At 67.7% G+C, this 18,154-nt stretch carries 18 protein-coding genes and 1 pseudogene; 13 read left to right on the forward strand and 6 right to left on the reverse strand.

What is annotated here, in order from left to right; translation table 11 throughout:
- The first annotated feature begins 114 nt into the window (after positions 1 to 114).
- The 8 genes and pseudogenes from Asi03nite_RS10560 (at position 115) to Asi03nite_RS10590 (ending at position 8,076) form a co-directional block, all read left to right on the forward strand.
- Positions 115 to 1,263, forward strand: coding sequence for a WXG100 family type VII secretion target (locus Asi03nite_RS10560; protein WP_203678494.1), 1,149 nt, complete (start codon positions 115 to 117; stop codon positions 1,261 to 1,263).
- Complete coding sequence (locus Asi03nite_RS10565; RefSeq protein WP_239102587.1) at positions 1,221 to 1,547, forward strand: hypothetical protein; 327 nt, start codon at positions 1,221 to 1,223, stop codon at positions 1,545 to 1,547. The genes Asi03nite_RS10560 and Asi03nite_RS10565 overlap by 43 nt, the downstream gene beginning before the upstream one ends.
- Before the next feature lie 252 nt (positions 1,548 to 1,799).
- Positions 1,800 to 2,081 (forward strand): hypothetical protein, encoded by a 282-nt coding sequence (locus Asi03nite_RS10570; protein WP_203678496.1) that lies wholly within the window; start codon positions 1,800 to 1,802, stop codon positions 2,079 to 2,081.
- Between the two features lie 286 nt (positions 2,082 to 2,367).
- Positions 2,368 to 2,628 (forward strand): annotated as a pseudogene (locus Asi03nite_RS38470) (galactosylceramidase); the annotation flags it as partial.
- A gap of 94 nt (positions 2,629 to 2,722) precedes the next feature.
- Positions 2,723 to 3,163 carry a glycoside hydrolase family 30 protein gene (locus tag Asi03nite_RS38475; RefSeq protein WP_275409358.1) on the forward strand — a complete coding sequence of 147 codons (441 nt, stop codon included), beginning with the start codon at positions 2,723 to 2,725 and terminating at the stop codon, positions 3,161 to 3,163.
- An 871-nt stretch (positions 3,164 to 4,034) separates the two neighbouring features.
- Positions 4,035 to 6,941: a glycosyl hydrolase family 95 catalytic domain-containing protein gene (locus Asi03nite_RS10580; RefSeq protein WP_203678498.1), complete on the forward strand. Its 2,907-nt coding sequence runs from the start codon at positions 4,035 to 4,037 to the stop codon at positions 6,939 to 6,941.
- Between the two features lie 191 nt (positions 6,942 to 7,132).
- Positions 7,133 to 7,669 (forward strand): hypothetical protein, encoded by a 537-nt coding sequence (locus Asi03nite_RS10585; RefSeq protein ID WP_203678500.1) that lies wholly within the window; start codon positions 7,133 to 7,135, stop codon positions 7,667 to 7,669.
- The gene (locus tag Asi03nite_RS10590) at positions 7,666 to 8,076 is read left to right on the forward strand and encodes a hypothetical protein (RefSeq protein ID WP_203678502.1); all 411 of its coding nucleotides are present in this window, start codon (positions 7,666 to 7,668) and stop codon (positions 8,074 to 8,076) included. Before Asi03nite_RS10585 ends, Asi03nite_RS10590 begins: the two co-directional genes overlap by 4 nt.
- A 21-nt stretch (positions 8,077 to 8,097) precedes the next feature.
- On the opposite strand, the gene Asi03nite_RS10595 is transcribed toward Asi03nite_RS10590, so the two are convergent.
- The 6 genes from Asi03nite_RS10595 to Asi03nite_RS10620 form a co-directional block, all read right to left on the reverse strand.
- Complete coding sequence (locus Asi03nite_RS10595; RefSeq protein WP_203678720.1) at positions 8,098 to 9,195, reverse strand: IS701 family transposase; 1,098 nt, start codon at positions 9,193 to 9,195, stop codon at positions 8,098 to 8,100.
- Positions 9,196 to 9,300: 105 nt separating this feature from the next.
- Positions 9,301 to 9,993 carry a GntR family transcriptional regulator gene (locus tag Asi03nite_RS10600; RefSeq protein ID WP_203678504.1) on the reverse strand — a complete coding sequence of 231 codons (693 nt, stop codon included), beginning with the start codon at positions 9,991 to 9,993 and terminating at the stop codon, positions 9,301 to 9,303.
- An 88-nt stretch (positions 9,994 to 10,081) separates the two neighbouring features.
- Complete coding sequence (locus tag Asi03nite_RS10605; RefSeq protein WP_203678506.1) at positions 10,082 to 10,876, reverse strand: ABC transporter ATP-binding protein; 795 nt, start codon at positions 10,874 to 10,876, stop codon at positions 10,082 to 10,084.
- Position 10,877: 1 nt separating this feature from the next.
- Positions 10,878 to 11,645, reverse strand: coding sequence for an ABC transporter permease (locus tag Asi03nite_RS10610; RefSeq protein ID WP_203678507.1), 768 nt, complete (start codon positions 11,643 to 11,645; stop codon positions 10,878 to 10,880).
- A complete protein-coding gene (locus Asi03nite_RS10615) occupies positions 11,642 to 12,436 on the reverse strand; it encodes an ABC transporter permease (protein ID WP_203678509.1) in 795 nt (264 codons plus the stop codon). The genes Asi03nite_RS10610 and Asi03nite_RS10615 overlap by 4 nt, the downstream gene beginning before the upstream one ends.
- On the reverse strand, positions 12,436 to 13,398 hold the full coding sequence (locus tag Asi03nite_RS10620) for an ABC transporter substrate-binding protein (protein WP_203678511.1): 963 nt from the start codon (positions 13,396 to 13,398) through the stop codon (positions 12,436 to 12,438). The genes Asi03nite_RS10615 and Asi03nite_RS10620 overlap by 1 nt, the downstream gene beginning before the upstream one ends.
- A gap of 32 nt (positions 13,399 to 13,430) precedes the next feature.
- Here Asi03nite_RS10620 and Asi03nite_RS10625 point away from each other — a divergent pair, with 32 nt between their 5' ends.
- Genes Asi03nite_RS10625 through Asi03nite_RS10645 form a run of 5 tightly spaced genes read left to right on the forward strand, consistent with a single transcriptional unit; the run spans position 13,431 to position 18,103 of the window.
- Positions 13,431 to 14,273, forward strand: a complete 843-nt coding sequence (locus Asi03nite_RS10625; protein ID WP_239102589.1) for a 4-carboxy-4-hydroxy-2-oxoadipate aldolase/oxaloacetate decarboxylase — start codon at positions 13,431 to 13,433, stop codon at positions 14,271 to 14,273.
- A complete protein-coding gene (locus tag Asi03nite_RS10630; protein WP_203678513.1) occupies positions 14,270 to 15,331 on the forward strand; it encodes a PrpF domain-containing protein in 1,062 nt (353 codons plus the stop codon). The genes Asi03nite_RS10625 and Asi03nite_RS10630 overlap by 4 nt, the downstream gene beginning before the upstream one ends.
- Positions 15,328 to 16,323, forward strand: coding sequence for a VOC family protein (locus tag Asi03nite_RS10635; RefSeq protein ID WP_203678515.1), 996 nt, complete (start codon positions 15,328 to 15,330; stop codon positions 16,321 to 16,323). The genes Asi03nite_RS10630 and Asi03nite_RS10635 overlap by 4 nt, the downstream gene beginning before the upstream one ends.
- A complete protein-coding gene (locus Asi03nite_RS10640) occupies positions 16,320 to 17,099 on the forward strand; it encodes an NAD(P)-dependent oxidoreductase (RefSeq protein WP_239102590.1) in 780 nt (259 codons plus the stop codon). Before Asi03nite_RS10635 ends, Asi03nite_RS10640 begins: the two co-directional genes overlap by 4 nt.
- The gene (locus Asi03nite_RS10645) at positions 17,096 to 18,103 is read left to right on the forward strand and encodes an amidohydrolase family protein (protein WP_203678523.1); all 1,008 of its coding nucleotides are present in this window, start codon (positions 17,096 to 17,098) and stop codon (positions 18,101 to 18,103) included. Before Asi03nite_RS10640 ends, Asi03nite_RS10645 begins: the two co-directional genes overlap by 4 nt.
- Positions 18,104 to 18,154: the final 51 nt, after the last annotated feature.

Consider the following 18,154-nt stretch of genomic DNA (forward strand, 5'->3'; position numbering starts at 1 on the left):
AGTGGCCTCGCGGTCGGTCCAGGGAAACGCCGACTTGATCATCGAAACCGCTGATCGCTACGAGGCTACCGACGACGCCAACGCGAACGAGATCCGCCACAGCGGAGAAGGCTGGTGAGTAACCCGCTCATCGCACCGCGTACCGAAACGCCCAAGGATCCCTGGGCTGGGGTGTGGATCGTCGAGGACATCGAGATGATCCGCCGCGGGATCGAAAACGACAGCTGGGTCGACGGCACGCTCGGCGTCGTGGGAGCCAGCCTCGACGGTCTCGCCCTGATCAGCGACCCCCTCGGGGTTCTCCTTCAGTACGGCGCGTCTTGGATCATCGAGCACGTCAGGCCGCTCAGCTCGGCTCTAGATTGGCTCGCCGGAGACCCGGCGAGCATCACCGCGAACGCCCACACCTGGCGCAATGTCGCTAACGAGCTGCACCAGCAGGCCGAAGAACTCGGCAGCGCAGCCAGACTCGACTTATCCGAATGGGCAGGCGACTCGAGCACGGCATACCGCGGTCGGGCCGGACAGCAGCAGCAGGCCATCGGTGCACTCGCCAAGGCATCGGAGACGATGGCGGTCATCACGGAAGGCGCCGGGTTTCTGATTGCGGCGGTCCGAGTATTGGTACGGGACGCAATTGCAACCCTGGCCTCACGGCTCGTGGTCTACGCCGCCGAAGAAGTCGCTTCGCTGGGTATCGCGACGCCGCTCGTCGTCGAACAGGTCACCACCCTGATTGGTTCCTGGGCGGCGAAGATTGCCCGCTGGCTACGGAGCCTCCTGCACAGCCTGCGCAATCTCCTGCCGGCCATCCGCCGGATCGGAGATCTCATTGGCGAGATCAAGAGGATTCTCAACCGGATCCACAGCGGCGAGGAAGGCGCAGAAGCCCTCAACCGCGTCAAGAAGCGAGGCGCTGGGCCCGTCCAGCTATTCAACCTGGAATCGGTGCGCGACATCGCCGCGAAGTATGGTATCGACATCGCTGACTTGAAGATCTCGCTTGGCAGCAGGACCACCAGGGGCATCTGCGGCCGGACTCTGCCGGACGGTTCCATCGTGCTGTTCCCGACCGGCTTCCGCAGCGAGGAGGATCTGGCCAAGACCCTGGCTCACGAACGGTTCCACCACGACGAGTTGGCGGCCGGCAAGCCGTTCCCGAAGAACGAGGAGGAGTTCGACGCCTTCGAGGACAGGGCATACGCGTACGAGGAGCAGTGGTGGAACAATCAACCGATCCGTCCCGAGCCGAGGAAACGATGATGGCGGCGTACGACCAATGGCTGGACGCTTACAGCGCCGCCTACGACACGGTGCCCGGACCGCTGCTCCTGCCATGTCCGAATTGCGGACACCAGTGCCTTCGGCTGGTTTTCACCGGCGACCTCGACCGTATGGTCGGGTATGCACATTTTTGGTGCGACCGCTGCCTACATGGCATTGGCATCTCGCGCACGGCTATCCCGGAGCAGGCGGTCGTTCAAGACATCCGGCAGCCCCGCGAAAATCGGCAACCGAAGATCCCAAACTACCGACTGATCCAATGATAGAAATTTGCGTGATAACCGGATGTAGCCTGCCTCTCCTCAACCCCGGGGCTTGACATGGCTGGCTCGAACACCGGCTCCGGCCGATGCCCGGATCACGGACCAACCGTACCGCCCAGACCGTGACCGCCAGACACGCGTTTGTTCAAAACCTACGCCGCGGACACTGTGAGGTCGCCATCGACGAACACCCTCGGCAAACGCGTCGCCGCCGCGTTCATCGAACGCGTCGCAGCGTCCAGGGCGGGGTCCGTGGCAGGCGTCCCGTCGATCATGTACGGCGTCGCCGAGGGCGATGGCGCGGCTGACACCGGCCCGGTCTCCGACGCGATCACCGCCGGCCCCTCCGTGCGATCCTGCCTCGCGCAGCCGCTCACCACCAAGGCGGCGATCAGGACCACGCCGACGTTACGTCCAGTATTCATGGGTCACTCCCCGTCAACCTGGCAAGTCTCCCCCTTCGACGACGACGGCGCGCACCGCGGTTCCATCGGCGATGTTGCCGAGCAAATCGGTCCGTCGGCGTCGGTCTGAATGCGGAGACGACCGGCGCGGTCGTAGCGCGCCAACGAGGGTGGTCCTCGGTGGAAGCCGGACCGCCAGGTGAATCAGCAACCGTAGCGATGCGCCGTCGGCTTACTGGAAGGTCGCCGGGACGGCGTCTTGCCTCGCGTAGGCGCCCGTGGTCGCCCGGTTGCCGCCGTCGCCGTGATGTGGACGTTCACCAGCACCGCGTCGATTCGGCCTGCCGCTTGGACGGCCACGCCGTACCCTCGGCGCGGCCCTGGCCGGGCAGCTGCTCGCCGCCGTCGGCGTGCCGGTGCTGAGCACCCCGGCGGCGGCCGCCACGGCGATCACCATCGACGGATCGTCGAGCGGCCGCACCTTCGACGGTGTCGGCGCGGTCAGTGGCGGCGGCGGCAACAGCCGGCTGCTGTTCGACTATCCGGAACCGCAGCGCGGTCAGATCCTGGACTACCTGTTCAAGCCCAACTACGGGGCCGCGTTGCAGATCCTGAAGGTGGAGATCGGCGGCGACACCAACTCCACCAGCGGCGCCGAGCCCAGCCACGCGCACACCCGTGGCGACCTCAACTGCAACCGCGGTTACGAGTGGTGGATCATGGAGCAGGCCAAGGCCCCGCCCACCCGGCCATCAAACCCGTGGGGCTGCCGTGGGTGCGCCCGGCTGGATCGGCAACGGCAACATCCTGTCCACCGACACGATCAATTACCTGCTGTCCTGGCTGGGCTGCGCCCGGCAGCACAACCTCACCATCGGCTATCTGACCGCCGGCCAGAACGAGAAGAAGTACGACGCCAACTGGACGATCAGCCTGCGCAACGCGCTGAACAGCAACGGTGGGGCCGCGACCTTCAACTGGTACAAGAACCTGCGGTCGGCGCTGAACTCGCACGGCCACTCCAGCGTCAAGATCGTCGCCTCGGACGACTTCGGCTGGGGCCCGGCGGACGAGGCGCAACGCGATCCCGCGTTCGGTGCCGCCATCTCGGTGTACGGCAGCCACTACGTCTGCGGGTACCGCAGCGCCCTGAGCAACGGCCCGAGTTCGACCAACGCCATCAAACTCCGGCAAGGCACTCTGGGCGAGTGAGAACGGCTCCGACGACTACGACGCCGGCGCCAACGCCCTGCGGTATCTGACCGTGCCTTCCGGGAGTGCCCCACCGCGGTCCCGGACGGGCAGCTGATCTGGTCGCTCATCGCCGGGATGCGCTGGTTGGCCTCCGCACGGACCGGCCGCCGACTGCCGAGCGCGCAGGCGACCGTGCTGCATGACGCCGACTCGCCGGCGATCTCCTCGATGGTCAACCAGGTCTCACTTGTCGAATCGATTCGCTTTGACGGTAAAGATACACGCAAACCGATGTCAATGAGCGCTGCTAGCTGCCGTACATGACGCCTTCCAGTTAGCGAATAGGCGTCGAACCGGTTCGTACTACAGCCCAGCCAGTCAGGTAAAGCCCCATGTCGCCGACTGTCAGAGCAGGTGGAGGGAGCGGCAGTGCGCAGCGACGGGTCGTCGAGGCTGAGGGGCGACTGGAGCAGGCCCGTGATGTGATCTACCCCGTTGCGGCGGGAGTTGTTGCCGGTGAGGGATCGCGACCGCAGTGCCGGTGTCGGCCACTGTGCTCTTCCTGGATGGCCAGATGGTTCCGCACTGATCGACACCCGGATGGAAAGCGGCCGGTCGACCCCCGGGTGATCCCCGCCTGTCGCCTCCCCCGATACATTGACAGTCACCGATGTCCTTTCGTAGGCTGTCGCCGAATCGATTCGACACCAGGCGCGATGCGCCCCGCGCCGGAGATGCGGGGTCCGCTCCTGGACGTCGGGCCGGGAAACGAAACGACGTTCACCCTGGCGGGACTCGATGTTGCTCGTGACTGAGTCTGCCGATCGTCGACGAGGTGGAGTGGAGGCACGCTCGTGTCGGATTTTGTGACGGACAGCGGGTTCGGCGCATGAGTGGCGTACCGGAGCGTCCCCTCGACCGGAGGCGGCTGCTCGCGACCGCGGCGCTGTCGGCGGGGGCTGCGGCATTGCGTGACGGGTTGCTGCCCGCACGTGCCCGCGCGGCCGTCCCGGCGCAAGTCGCGCTTCCCGAGCGGGGTATCTACGACACGGCGGCGGCGACCGCGTGGACCGATGGTTTCCTGACGGGCAACGGTGAGTACGGTGCGGTGCTCTACGGTACGCCGACGCTCGAGAAGGTGATCTTCAATCATCACCGGTTCGTGTTGCCGAATGGCTCCCGCGACACTCTGCCCCCGGTGACCTCCGGGCAGCTGTCGCGGGCCCGCGACCAGGCGCTGTCCGGCAACTACGGGGCCGCCACGGCCACCTTCGTCAACGGGTGGTCGCTGCGCTGGACGCAGACCTTCCACCCGGGCCCTGAGCTGCAGATCAGCGCTCCGGCGATGACGACGGCCAACAACTACGCCCGGATCACCGATTTCCGTACCGGCGAGGTCAGCCACACTTGGACCGACGGGTCCGGGACCTGGCAGCGCCGTGTCTTCGTCTCGCGCGCCGACCGGGTCGTCGTACATGAACTGCTGCCGCCCGCCGGGCAGACGCTGGAGGTCACGCTGCGCGTGAACACGGCGCTGGAGGGTGCGCCGAACAGCGTCCGGTACGCGGTCTCGGCCACCGCTGCCGGCAACACCGGATACCTCGACGTGCGCGGCACCTACCCGTCCGGGGGCGCCTACGGGTTTGAGGGCGTCACGCGGGCCGTCGCCGACGGCGGTCAGGCGGCGGTCACCGCGAGCGGCTCGTCGCTGGTCGTGGCCCGGGCCGCCCGACTGCTGTTGTTGACCAAGCTCGACCGGTACGACAGGGCCGGCGGCTGGGACGGGCAGCCGTTGCAGGCCGCGCTGGCCGCCCTCCCGGCTGATTACGCCACCCTGCTGAGCCGCCACACCCCGCTGCATCAGGCGATGTACGACCGCTCCCGGATCGACCTGAACGTTCCGGTCGCCGACCGGCAGCTGTCCACCAGCCAGCTGATCGCGCGCCAGAACGCCAACACCTCCGCCATTGACGTCGCGCTGCTGGAGCGCCTGTACGACTCCGGCCGGTACCTGTTCGTCAGCTCCAGCGGGATTCTGCCGCCGCGGCTGACCGGGATCTGGACCGGCACCTGGAACGGCTCCTGGGCCGACGACTTCACCACCGACGCCAACATCAACCTGCAGGTCGCCGGCGGCAACATCCTCGATCTCGGTGACGCCATGCAGGGCTACCGCACCCTGATCCTCGGGCAGCTCGCCCATTGGCGGGACAACGCCAACAGACTGTACGGCGCGCGCGGCTTCCTGGCGCCGAGCCGCACCGACGGCGAGTACGGCCACATGCTGCACTTCGACACCGGTTTCCCCGGGCACTGCTGGACGGGCGGGGCCGACTGGTTGCTGTACCCGCTGCTGGAGTTCTACCAGACCACCGGCGACACGGCCTTCCTGCGAAACCAGCTCGGTCCGGCGCTGATCGAGCTCGCCCTGTTCTACGAGGACTTCCTCGCCCGCACCGACTCGGCCGGGAAGGTGGTCTTCGTCCCGTCCTTCTCTATGGAGAACCGGCCGGCCAGCACCGGCCAGCTCCTCGCGATCAACGCGACCGGCGACATCATGGCCGGCCGGCACGCCCTGCAAGCCGCGATCGACGCGGCCAACACGCTCGGCGTGGAGCAGGGCAGCGGGCAGGGCGTGCAACGCTGGACGTCCCTGCTGTCCAGGTTCCCCTCCTACACGGTCAACGGCGACGGCGCGCTCGCCGAGTGGTCCTGGCCCGGGCTGACCGACAACTACAACCACCGGCACGTCCAGCACCTGTACGGGGCCTGGCCGCTGCATGAGATCAACCCCGAGGACCGGCCCGATCTCGTCCGCGTCGCCCGCCGCGCGCTGGACGTGCGCGGTGACGAGAACTACTCGGCTCACGGCAGCCTGCACCGCGCCCTGGCCCGGGCACGCCTCAAGGACGGCGCCGGGGTCTACGCCAACCTGCTCAAGATCCTCGGCCGGAACATGGTTTGGCGGTCGCTGATGACCTCCCACAACCCGAACCTGGACATCTACAACGCCGACGCCGCCAACGCCATCCCGGCGGTGCTGGCCGAGGCTCTCCTCCACACCCGGCCGGGAATCCTGGAACTGCTGCCCGCGCTGCCCGACCAGATCCCCCGGGGGACCATCACCGGAGTCCGAGGCCGCAACCGCGTTCTGATCCAGAGCCTGAGCTGGGACACCGTGGCCCGCACCGCCACCGTCACGGTCACCTCGGCGATCACCCAGGACATCACCCTGATCTGCCGGCGCGGTATCGCCTCGATCAGCACCACCGCGACCGTCGCGGCATCCTCGCTCGGTGAGCACGCCCGCGTCGTCACGCTCCCGGCCGGATCCTCGGTCACGATCGCCGTCAGCTTCCCCGGCACCTCGCCCACCGGTACGTACCGGCTGGTCAACCGCCGCAGCGGCAAGGTGCTCGACGTCAACGGCGCGTCGACGGCGGACGGCGCACGCGTCATCCAGTGGGCGTGGACCGGCGGTACCAACCAGCAATGGATACGCGTACCCAACTCCGACGGTTCGTGCCGCCTGCGCAGCGTCAACAGCGGCAAGGTACTCGACAGCCCGAGCGGCTCCGTCCAGGGCGCGGAGTTGGACCAGGCGACCGACACCGACAGCGACACCCAATGGTGGAAGCTCGTATCGGCCAGCACCAGCGGCTACTACCGGCTCGTCAACGTGCACAACGGATGGTGTGCCGACGTGTCCGGCGGCTCGACCGCCGATGGCGCAAGTGTCATCCAGTGGCCTCCCACCAACGGCGCCAACCAGGAATGGCAACTCGTCGGCCTGTAGACCGTCAGCAGCGCAGCGCCGGTCCCGGAACCTCTCCCGATAGTGACCATCCCCGCCAGACCGTGGAGACGCCATGAAGAGAAACGCCTTCGCCATCATCGCCCTGTTGATGGGCAACGCTGGGATGACGGGGACGCCGGCAGCCGCCGACGGATACCCGCAGAAGACAGCCGACCAGCTGGGCTTGGTCCATGGGCAACGAGGTCTTCTTCACCTCCTCGGCCACCACGGACAAGGCCAAGGCGCTCGTAAGTAAGCTGCGCGACTACTCCCACCAGCTCCACCCGACCCGCAAGGCCGGCGTGGGCGGTACCCAGCGCGGCTCGCTCGACCAACTGTCGGTCAGTGACATCGCCGGCTACAACGGCGACGGCGGGAAGATCACCAACACCTGGATGCCGAACGTCGTCTCCGAGTACGGGTCATACGTCTCCGACCGGCCCGGCCTCTACGACCCGACGTACGCCGACGTCAAGGACCCGAACGATCCGTCCAGGTTCAAACTGACCACCGGAAGCGCCGGGCTGGCGATCTGGGCCGGCTTCGACCACGGCACGATCTTGGACCCGGGCTTCGCCCGGACGGGCATGGTCGACTACTACCGGCTGCCGAAGAACCAGTGGTACTGGTACCGGGCCAACAAGTCGAAGTGGCCGGCACCACCAACCTCGCCGACCCCACGCCCGTCGCCCACGAGCAGTCCACGGCGGGAACGGCCACCGCAATGACGCTGCAGGCCGGGCGGTATTCGTCGACGGCGGTCACCGACGACGGTGCCGTCGACACCCAGCTCGTGGTGACGATGCGCAACGCCTCCGGCGCCTGGGTCAACGACGCCCGCACCGTCACGCTGACCGTCACCACCGGCCCGGGCATCCTGCCCGGCGGCAAGTCGTACACCTTCACCCCCGGCGTCCAGGGGTTCGACGGGAAGGCGGCCATAGAGTTCCGCTCCTACTACCCGGGCACGACGGCCGGACCCGTTAGTACTGCTACGGCGGGTCGTAGCTTCCGAGGCGTTCGAGTCGTTTGCGGTAGTGGGCGGCTCGGGCGCGTTGCAGGCAGTCCGACCAGGCCAACACCTGTTTGGTCGCGTGCTGCACGGCCAGGATCAGGGTGGCGAACAGTCGCCTGATCTCGTTGACGGTCGGCCAGATCAGGCTGCTCTCGTTCGCGCTGTCGCTGGCGCCCCCTTTTGGGCTTCGGCGGCACGCACGATGGTCAGGAACGCGGCGGCAGCCATGGACAGGGTGATGTGGGCGTACCAGGCGTCGTAGCGGCGGAACTGGTACTGGTCCAGGCCGGCCTCGTTCTTCGCGATCTGGAACGATTCCTCGACCGCCCACCTCGCGCCGGCCGTGGACACCAGGGTGCGCAGCCGGGTGCCGCGCGGGCCGACGCACACGTAGTACGCCAGTTCGCCGGAGCTGATGCTGCGGCGGGCCAGCACCCAGCCGCGCCGGCCATGCGCGAACCCGGCGCGGATCGAGACACTTGCCCAGTCGTAGACGCGCGGCCCGTGCGCGCCGTCACCGCACGACATCCGTCGCCACGCCCCGGCCCGCACTGTGGCGATCAGTTCGTCGACGCGGGTGCTGGTGTGCAGCCCGGAGGGCACCTCGTGGTCCTTGCGGGTGGCCAGCACATAGTGAATATCCTGCTCTTCGCACCACTCGCGCAGTGCCCGGTTCTGCCCGTACGCCTCGTCGCCGGTGAACCACGCGAACGGCACTTTCGCCGCGACAGCACGTTCCAGCATGGACTTCGCTTGCTCGGGCTTGGTGGCGAACTCCACGTCGTCGCCGATGTGCGCGCGCCGGCAGCGGTCCCGGTCGTCGGTCCAGGACTGCGGCAGATACAACTCCCGGTCGATCAACGCCCGTCCGCGCCGGGTGTGGTAGGTCAGGAACACCCCGAGCTGACAGTTGTCAATCTTGCCTGTGGTGCCGGTGTACTGCCGCTGGACGCCCGCGGACGATCTGCCCTTCTTGATGAAGCCGGTCTCGTCGGCAATCAGCACCCCGGCCGCATCCCCGATCGCAGTCACCAGCGCGGACCGCACCTGATCTCGCACCTTGTCACGGTTGAAACACCGGCTGACCAGCAAACCCTGCATAGCGTCCAGAGTCGCGTCACCGGCGTGCTCGGCCAGGCTCCAGCCGCTACGACGCTCGATCGTCGCCATCAGGCCACGCAGATACTTCCACGCCTGCCACCGAACATCCGCCCGACTGAAATAGTGCGAGAACCCCAGGAAGAACTCCCAGAAGTCATCGCCCCAACCCTCTACCTGCTCAGCCGTCACCACACCCGACAAACGACCCAGAACCACACGAAGTGGCGACCCGCCGTAGCAGTACTAATCGCTCGAATCGGTCCTAGGGTGAGGACGAACGGCTACCAGACCGCCTGACAGCTCGGCGTAATCAGTGTTGGACGGGAAAGTCGCCAGCGTGTCGAGCACACTGCTGAGATGAGCACGCATCGCGGCCTCCGCCTTCTCCGCGTTGCGAGCACAGATGGCGTCGATGATGGCGAGGTGTTCAGGCAGGGACACGTGAGGCCGTCCGGGAACGAGGGCCAGCCGGAACTGGTGGCGCACCATCTGCGCGTGCAGCTGTTCGATGATCTTCGTGGCGGTCTCGTGCCGGGCGACCGCACGTACCGTGCCGTGCAGTTCGGTGTTGAGTTCCGAGTAGCGGATCATGTCGGCGACCTTTACCGCCTGTGTCATCTGCGCGCCGATCTCGCGCAAATGTTCGATCTCGGCGTCGGTGGCTCGTTGGGCGGCTCGCCCGGCGACGATTCCTTCGACGGCTCGCCGGATCTCGGTGATCTCAATGGCCTCTTCGACGGTGACCTCACGGACCCGGGCACCCCGGTTCGGTTGCAGCTCCACCAAGCCCTCGTTGGAGAGCCTGGTGAGCGCGTTGCGCAGCAGGAACCGGCTGGTCGCGTAGCGCTCGGTCAGATCAGCCTCGATCAGCCGCTGCCGTGGTGCATACTCGCCGCGCAGGATGGCGGCGCGTAGCTCGGTCAGCAGGTCGCTCATCCCGTCGGCGCTCCTCGTCATGGTCTCTCCCGTCCCCCGGCCCCGTGCATGCCCGTGGCCGGAGGGATCGCAACTTATCGTATTGAACTCAGCGGCCGCCGGGTCGGTGGCCCTGCTTGGCCTTCTGGACCAGCTCGTAGACGTGCGTACGGATCTCGGTGAAGGCGGCCGACGACCGGGTCCCGAGCTGATCGCGTTCGTCGGGAAGGTCGACCGGGACGTCTTCGAGTATCACGGTCGGCCGGTTGGACAGTACGAGAACGCGCTGCCCCAGGTACACCGACTCGTCGATGTCGTGCGTCACGAAAAGCACCGTCACCCCGAGTTGGTGCCACAACCGGCGTACCAGATCCTCGAGGTCGGCACGGGTCTGCGCGTCGACGGCAGCGAACGGCTCGTCCATCAGCAGCACGCTCGGCTCATACGCGACGGCACGGGCGATGGCGACGCGCTGCTGCATGCCGCCGGAAAGTTGCCACGGGTGGGCGTCAGCGCTGTCGCGCAGCCCGACTGCCTCCAGCGCCGCGTCGATCTTGGCAGCGCGTTCAGAGCGGCCGAGTCCCTTCTCCTTCAGTGGCAACTCGATGTTCTGACGGACCGTGAGCCAGGGGAACAGGCTGCGCCCGTACTCCTGGAACACCACCGCCATGCCGGCCGGCGGCCCGGTGACCGCGGTGCCGTCGAGGCTGATCCGGCCACCGGAGGTGTCCAGCAGCCCAGAGATGCAGCGCAGCAGGGTGGTCTTGCCGGCCCCGGACGGGCCGACGATGCAGACCAGCTCACCCTTGCGGATCTGGAAGGTCAGGTCACGGACCGCCTCGACGCTGCGGCCGTGGCCGGTGTACGTCTTGGCGAGCCCGTTGACATCGAGGATCACAGTCATGTCAGGCTCCACGTTCGGCCTGGCGCAGGCCGCGGTACCACGCCAGGGTGCGGTGTTCGATGAGGCGGAACAGCCCGGACAGGGCGACGCCGATGAGGCCGAGCAGGATGATGCCGGTCCACATCTGCGGGATGGCGAATCCACGCTGGAACTGCACGATCGAGGCACCGAGTCCCCGGTTGGCGCCGAACAGCTCGCTGATCACCATGAGGATCACGCCGATCGACAGCGCCTGGCGGGCGCCCGTGGCGATGCGCGGGCTGGACGCCCGTAGCACCACGTGGTGCAGGGTCGCGAGCCCGCCGAGCCGATACGAGCGCGCCGTGTCGCGCAGCACCTCGTCGACCGAGCGCACCCCTTCGACGGTGTTGAGCAGAATCGGCCAGAGGCAGCCGAGCGCAATGGTGATCACCTTTGCGGTCCAGCCGGTGTACCCGGCGAACAACGCGATGACCGGGATGAGCACCGGCGGGGGCAGCGCCCGGAAGAACTCCAGGACCGGTTCGAACAACGCCCGCAAGGTCGGTGACGAACCGACCGCCGTACCCAGGGCCACGCCGGCGAACAGGGCTATCCCGTAGCCAAGGGTGAGCCGGGCGAGGCTCGGCAGCACATCATGCAGAATCGGGTCGGCGGTCCAGGTCTGCGGGAAAGCCTCCACGATCGCCGACAACGGCGGCCAGAAGAAGCTGGTGCTGCCTGCTGAAGTCACCCACCACAGGGCGACGAGAACGACGGGCAGGCCCAGAGCGAGCAGTACGCGTTTCATGCCAGGTCCCTCCGTACCGAGGTGTGCCAGCGCAGCGTCCGCTTCTCGACCGCGCGGGCGAAGCCGTTGACGGCGACGCCGATGATGCCGACGAACAGGACCAAGGCGTAAGTCTCGGTGACCGCACCCGAGCTCTGTGCCACGCCGATCGACCGGCCCAGGCCGGGCACGCCGATGATCAGCTCGGCGGTGATCTCCAGGATCAGGGCGACAGCGGCGGCGAGCCGGAATCCGGTCACGACATACGGCAGGGTGGTGGGCCAGACGACGCTGCGGATGACACCCCATCGAGAGAAGCGATAGGAGCGTGCGGTGTCGCGGACCACCGGGTCCACGTCGGCCACCCCGTAGAGCACTTGGACGAGGACCTGCCAGAACGCGGCGTAGACGATGAGGATCAGCGCTGACGGCAGGCGGCTGCCGTAGATCAGGACAACCAGGGGGATCAGCGCGACCGAGGGGATGGGCCGGAGGAACTCGATGGTCGAGGAGGTGATCGCACGTAGCAGCGGAACGCTGCCGATCACCACGCCGGCGAGCACTCCGGCAATCATCGCGATCGCCAGGCCCAGCGCCCACCCGCCCAGTGTCTGGCCCAGTGCGGTCCAGAATTCGGCGAGGGCGAGTTGCTCCGTCAGACCGGTGACCATTCGGCTGAACGGCGGCAGGAATCGTTCATCGACGAGGCCCAGCCGGGGCAGGGCCTCCACGACGGCGGCGGCGAGGACTACCCCGAGTAAACCGAGCGCCGGCCGCCGCCACCGGTCGACTGGTATGGCAAGGACGCTCATCAGGGCAGCAGGCCGTCGAGGTCGGGCTTCTTGGTGATCAGGCCGTCCTGCTCGGCCAGGTCGGCGAGCTGCTGCACGGCGGCCCGGTCGACGGTGGTCGGCCACTTCGGCAGCACCAGGGTCTTCTGCACGGCCGGGTCGATCTTGGTGTACTCGTTGAGGACCGCGCGCACCTCGTCGGGGTGGGCGTTCGCGTACTCCATCGACTTGTTCATCGCGGTGGTGAACGCGGTGACCACCTGGGGGTTCTGCCCGGCGTAGTTCTTCGAGGTGAAGTACATGCCGACCGGCAGGGTCGGGCTCGTGCCCGCGTAGTTCGACACGACTTGGCGGTTGCCCTGGCCGGTGGCGATGGTGAGGAACGGTTCGACCAGCTGGCCGGCGTCCACGTCGCCCTTGGCGATGGCTGCGGCGATGTCGGGGAACGGCAGCTCGACGTAGCTGATCGTGGAGGGGTCGCCGCCGTCCTTCTTGACGACGTTGTTGACGGTGGTGGTGTTGACGTTCTTGAGGGTATTCACCGCGACCCGCTTGCCGGCGAGGTCTTTGGCGGTCTTGATCGGGCTGTCCGCCTTGACCACGACGGCGCCGAAGTCCTTGCTGGGGTCGCCGGTGGATGCGACGCCCGACGTGACCGCCTTCAGCGGCAGACCCTGAGAGCTGGCGAGCAGCAGCGATGTGGTGTTGCTGAAGCCGAACTGGTACTGGCCGCTGACCACGCCGGGCACGATGGCCGCACCGCCCTGGGCCGTCTCCAGGGTCACGTTGATCTTCTCCTGGGTGAAGAAGCCCTGCTTGATGCCGAGGTAGATGGGAGCCACGTCGACGATCGGGATCACCCCGATCTTGACATTGGTGGTCCCGTCGGCGGTGGTGGTGCCACCGTCACCGCTGGCGCCGCAGGCGGCGAGGAGCGCGGCGACGGAACTAAGAGCAAGAACGGAGAAAGTACGCCGGTGCACGTGTCCTCCTAGGGGACGGGGTGGTCCAATCGGTGACCGCCGGAGAGGCCGACGTGGCGGACGTTACAGATATTGTCAACAATTGTGAAGGCAAAATTGGCCACGATCTTGATCTGAGCGTCATATTGCTGACAAAGTTGTTGGCGATCGGGCTGTTGACCATCCATATCGGAGCTGACCCCATGGCATCGCACTACGTCGTACGCTGCGTCGACCGCGCCGCACCGGAAACCGTCGTCGCTCTACGCGACGCCGGTGTCGCCACCGCCCACGAAGCCGCCGGACGCACCGGGCTGCTGGGTCCGGCGGTCCAGGCACGACAGAACGGCATCACGATCGCCGGCTCGGCGATCACGGTTTCCTGCCACCCCGGCGACAATCTGATGATTCACGCTGCTGTGGAGGTGTGCAGGCCCGGCGATGTTCTGGTCGTCACCACCACCTCACCGTCCACCGACGGCATGTTCGGCGACCTGCTCGCCACCTCTCTGCAGGCCCGCGGGGTGGCTGGGCTGATCATCGACGCCGGCGTCCGTGACATCGCCACTCTGCGCGAGATGGCATTCCCGGTGTGGTCCCGCGCGATCCACGCCCAGGCCACGGTGAAGGCCAGTCCTGGCTCGGTGAACGTCCCTGTGGTCGCCGACGGTCAGATCGTGCGGCCCGGCGACATCGTCGTCGCCGACGACGACGGGGTCCTGGCCGTACCGGCCGCCAGAGGACCCGAGATCGCCGCCGCCGCCGCGCAACGCCTGGCAGCCGAGACCGGCAAACGCGAGCAGCTGGCCGCCGGCACGCTCGGCGTCGACCTCTACCGGCTGCGCCCGCTGCTGGCGTCGCTGGGCGTGCAGTACGTCGACCGGCTCCCGTCATGACCGTCGACGGCATCCCCTGCATGCAGATGCGCGGCGGTAGTTCCAAAGGCGTCTACTTCCTCGCCTCGGACCTGCCCACCGACCCGGGTGAACGCGACGACCTGCTGCTGCGCATCATGGGCTCGCCGGACGAACGACAGATCGACGGTCTCGGCGGCGGGCATCCGCTGACCAGCAAGGTGGCCGTGATCAGCCGCTCCGGCGACGAGCGCGCCGACGTCGAGTACCTGTTCCTGCAGGTGGTACCGGACCGGGCGGTCGTCACCGACGCGCAGACCTGCGGCAATCTGCTGGCCGGGGTGGGCCCGTTCGCCATCGAGCGCGGACTGGTCAGCACCGGCGGGGACACCACCACGGTACGCATCCGGATCATGAATCCGTCGGTCAGCTTCGCCGAGGCCCTGGTGCAAACCCCAGACGGGCGGGTCCGCTACGACGGCGACACCATCATGGCAGGTACCCCGTTTCCCGCCGCGCCGATCGAGATCACCTTCCCGGGCGATGACCGGCCGATCCTGCCCACCGGGCGGCTCGTGGACCGGCTCGCCGGCCTCGACGTCACCTGTGTGCACGCGGGCATGCCGGTCGTGCTGGTCCGGGCGCGGGATCTCGGCCTCGAGGGCGACGAGTCACCGCAGGACTTGGAGACCAACGCCGGGCTGCGTGACACGATCGAGCGTTTGCGTCTGGCTGCCGGGTCGGCGATGGGTCTCGGCGAGGTCCGCGACACCACGGTCCCGAAGATCACCATCGTGTCGCCGCCGCGCCGCGACGGCACGGTGACCACCCGGACGTTCATCCCGCACCGGGTGCACGCCGCGATCGGGGTGCTCGGCGCCGTCTCGGTCGCCACTGCCGTTCGCACGGGCGGAACCGTCGCGTACCAGCCGGGCGGTCCGCTGGTCGGCATCGAACATCCCACCGGAACGCTGCAGGTGCGGGTCACCCTGGATGGCACCGCAGCGCAGACCACGCTCAGCGCCAGTTCGATAGTCCGTACCGCCCGTAAGTTGTCCGACGGCCTCGTCTGGCCGCGTAGTGGAGAGGCAGCCGCATGAGCGACGCACCCGCACCTCAGTTGACCCACGATCCGGAACGCCGCCGCGAGATCGCCCACCTCGGCCCGATCGAGCTGTACACGCCGGTCCTGGAGCAGTCACGCGACTTCTTCGTACGGGTGATGGGCCTGCGCGAAGTCCACCGCGACGAGCAGTCGATCTACCTGCACACCTGGGACGACTACCAGTCCTGGACAATACGGCTGGTCCAGCGCGAACACGCCGGCATGGGACGCACCTATCTACGTGCGGCAAGCCCGCAGGCGCGGGAACGCCTCATCGAAACCATCGAGGCCACCGGCCTCGGCCTCGGCCGGGTCACCGACGTGCGCGGCCTCGGCGAGGTCTATCTGTTCACCGACCCGGACGGCCACGAGATGGGCCTGTACTGGGACGTCGAGTGGTACCAAGCCGACGACGAGGACCGGCCGGCGCTGAAGAACCAGGCCGCCGCCTACCCCGGACGGGGTGCCAACCTGCGCCGCCTTGATCACGTCAACTTCCTGACCGCCGACGTGCCAGGGACCTCGGCGTTTCTGCGCGACGTGCTCGGCGCCCGCTGCACCGAGCAGATCGTCAAGGACGACCACGTCACCCCGGCCGCCATCTGGTATTCGGTCGGCAACAAGTCCTACGACTTGGTCTACACCGAGGACTGGACCGGCACCCGAGGCCGCCTGCACCACGTCGCCTTCGCGACCGACACCCGGGAGGAGATCCTGCGGGCCGCCGACGTGTGCCTCGAGGCCGGCGTGCACATCGAGACCGGGCCGCACAAGCACGCCATCCAGCAGACCTTCTTCCTGTACGTGTGGGAGCCCGGCGGCAACCGCATCGAGATCTGCAACGCCGGCGCCCGCCTCATACTCGCCCCGGACTGGAAGACGATCAGCTGGACGAAGGAAGAACGCGCCAAGGGCCAGGCATGGGGCCTGAAAACGATCGACACCTTCCACACCCACGGCACCCCGGTGCTACCGGCGAACCTATGAGCGCGCCGCGCGTACGCATCGCGGTACTCGGTCTCGGCGAGGCAGGCGGCGAGATCGCCCGGGATCTGGTGGACGCTGCCGCTGATGTTCGCGGCTACGACCCGCGGGTGGCGGCCCCTGCAGGCGTCGAGGAGCGCACGTCGGAGGCCGATGCGGTCCGTGACGCGGAGTTGGTGCTGAGCGTCAACAGCTCGCACGACGCGGTACCCGCCGCGCGGGCGGCGCTACCCGCGCTCGCGGCGCAGACCCTCTGGGCGGATCTGAACACCGCCGCACCCGCCGTGAAAGAGCAGTTGGTCGAGCTGCTCCCTGTGCCGGTCGTGGACGTCGCCCTGATGGCGCCGGTGCCCGGCAAAGGGCTGCGCACTCCGATGGTCGTCTCCGGCGACGGCGCGGCGCTGTATGCCGAACTGCTCGGTGGGCTCGGCGCCGACGTGACGGTACAGCCGGGCCCCGCCGGAACGGCGATCTCCCGCAAGCTGCTGCGCAGCATCTTCTACAAGGGCCTGGCCGCCGCCGTGGTCGAGGCACTGGCCGCCGCCGAGGCGGCCGGCTGCGGCGACTGGCTGCACGACAACATCAGCGCCGAGCTCGCCGGCTTCGACGCGCACGCCATCGACCGGTTGGTCGACGGCACCCACCAGCACGCCCGGCGGCGTGCCGACGAGATGACCGCGGCCGCCGAGCAGGTGGCCTCGCTCGGCTTGACCCCGCGCGTCGCGACCGCCGCCCGCGATCTGCTCGCCGCCATCCGAGACCAGGAGTTCCCTTCATGATCATCGACTGTCACGGTCATTACACGACCGCGCCGCAGGCGCACACCGCGTGGCGAGAGGCGCAGCAGGCGGCCTTCCGCGCCGGGCGCGCCGCACCGGCGTACCCCCGGATCGGCGATGACGAGATCCGCGAGTCGATCGAAGGCAGCCAGTTGCGGCTGATGCGCGAACGCGGGATCGATCTGACCGTCTTCTCGCCGCGTGCCTCCGCCATGGGTCACCATTTCGGCGATGAGCAGATCAGTGCCGCCTGGACTCGAGCATGCAACGACCTGATCGCCCGGGTGGTGCAGCTTTACCCACGAAGCTTCATCGGCGTCTGCCAGCTACCGCAGTCCCCCGGCGTGCCGATCGGGAACGCGGTCGCTGAGCTACGCCGCTGCGTCGAGGACCTAGGCTTCGTCGGCTGCAACCTGAATCCTGACCCGAGTGGCGGGCAGTGGAGTTCCCCGCCCCTGACCGACCCGAGCTGGTTCCCGCTCTACGAGGCGATGGTCGAGCTGGATGTGCCCGCCATGGTGCACGTCTCCGCGGTGACCAACCCGAACTTCCACGCCACCGGTTCGCACTACCTGAACGCCGACACCACAGCCTTCATGCAATTCCTGCAGTCAGACCTGTTCCAGCGGTTCCCCGGGCTGCGCTTCGTGATCCCGCACGGCGGCGGCGCGGTGCCGTTTCACTGGGGACGCTTCCGCGGGCTCGCCGACATGCTCGACCGGCCACCGCTGCAGGAGTCGGTGCTGGGCAACGTCTTCTTCGACACCTGCGTCTACCACCAGCCCGGCATCGACCTGTTGTTCGAGGTGATCGGAGTGGACAACATCCTGTTCGGCTCCGAGATGGTGGGCGCGGTGCGCGGCATCGACCCGCAGACCGGCGAATACTTCGACCACACCCGCCGCTACGTCGACAAGGTGCAGCTCTCCCCCGAGGACAGGCAGAAGGTATACGAGCGCAACGCGCGCCGGGTGTATCCCCGGCTCAACGCCACCCTGGCTTGATCGACGGCGGGATCGCTACTCGATTATCTACAAGCGACGACGGCGATCCCC

The organism is Actinoplanes siamensis (assembly GCF_016862395.1).
GTDB lineage: Bacteria > Actinomycetota > Actinomycetes > Mycobacteriales > Micromonosporaceae > Actinoplanes > Actinoplanes siamensis.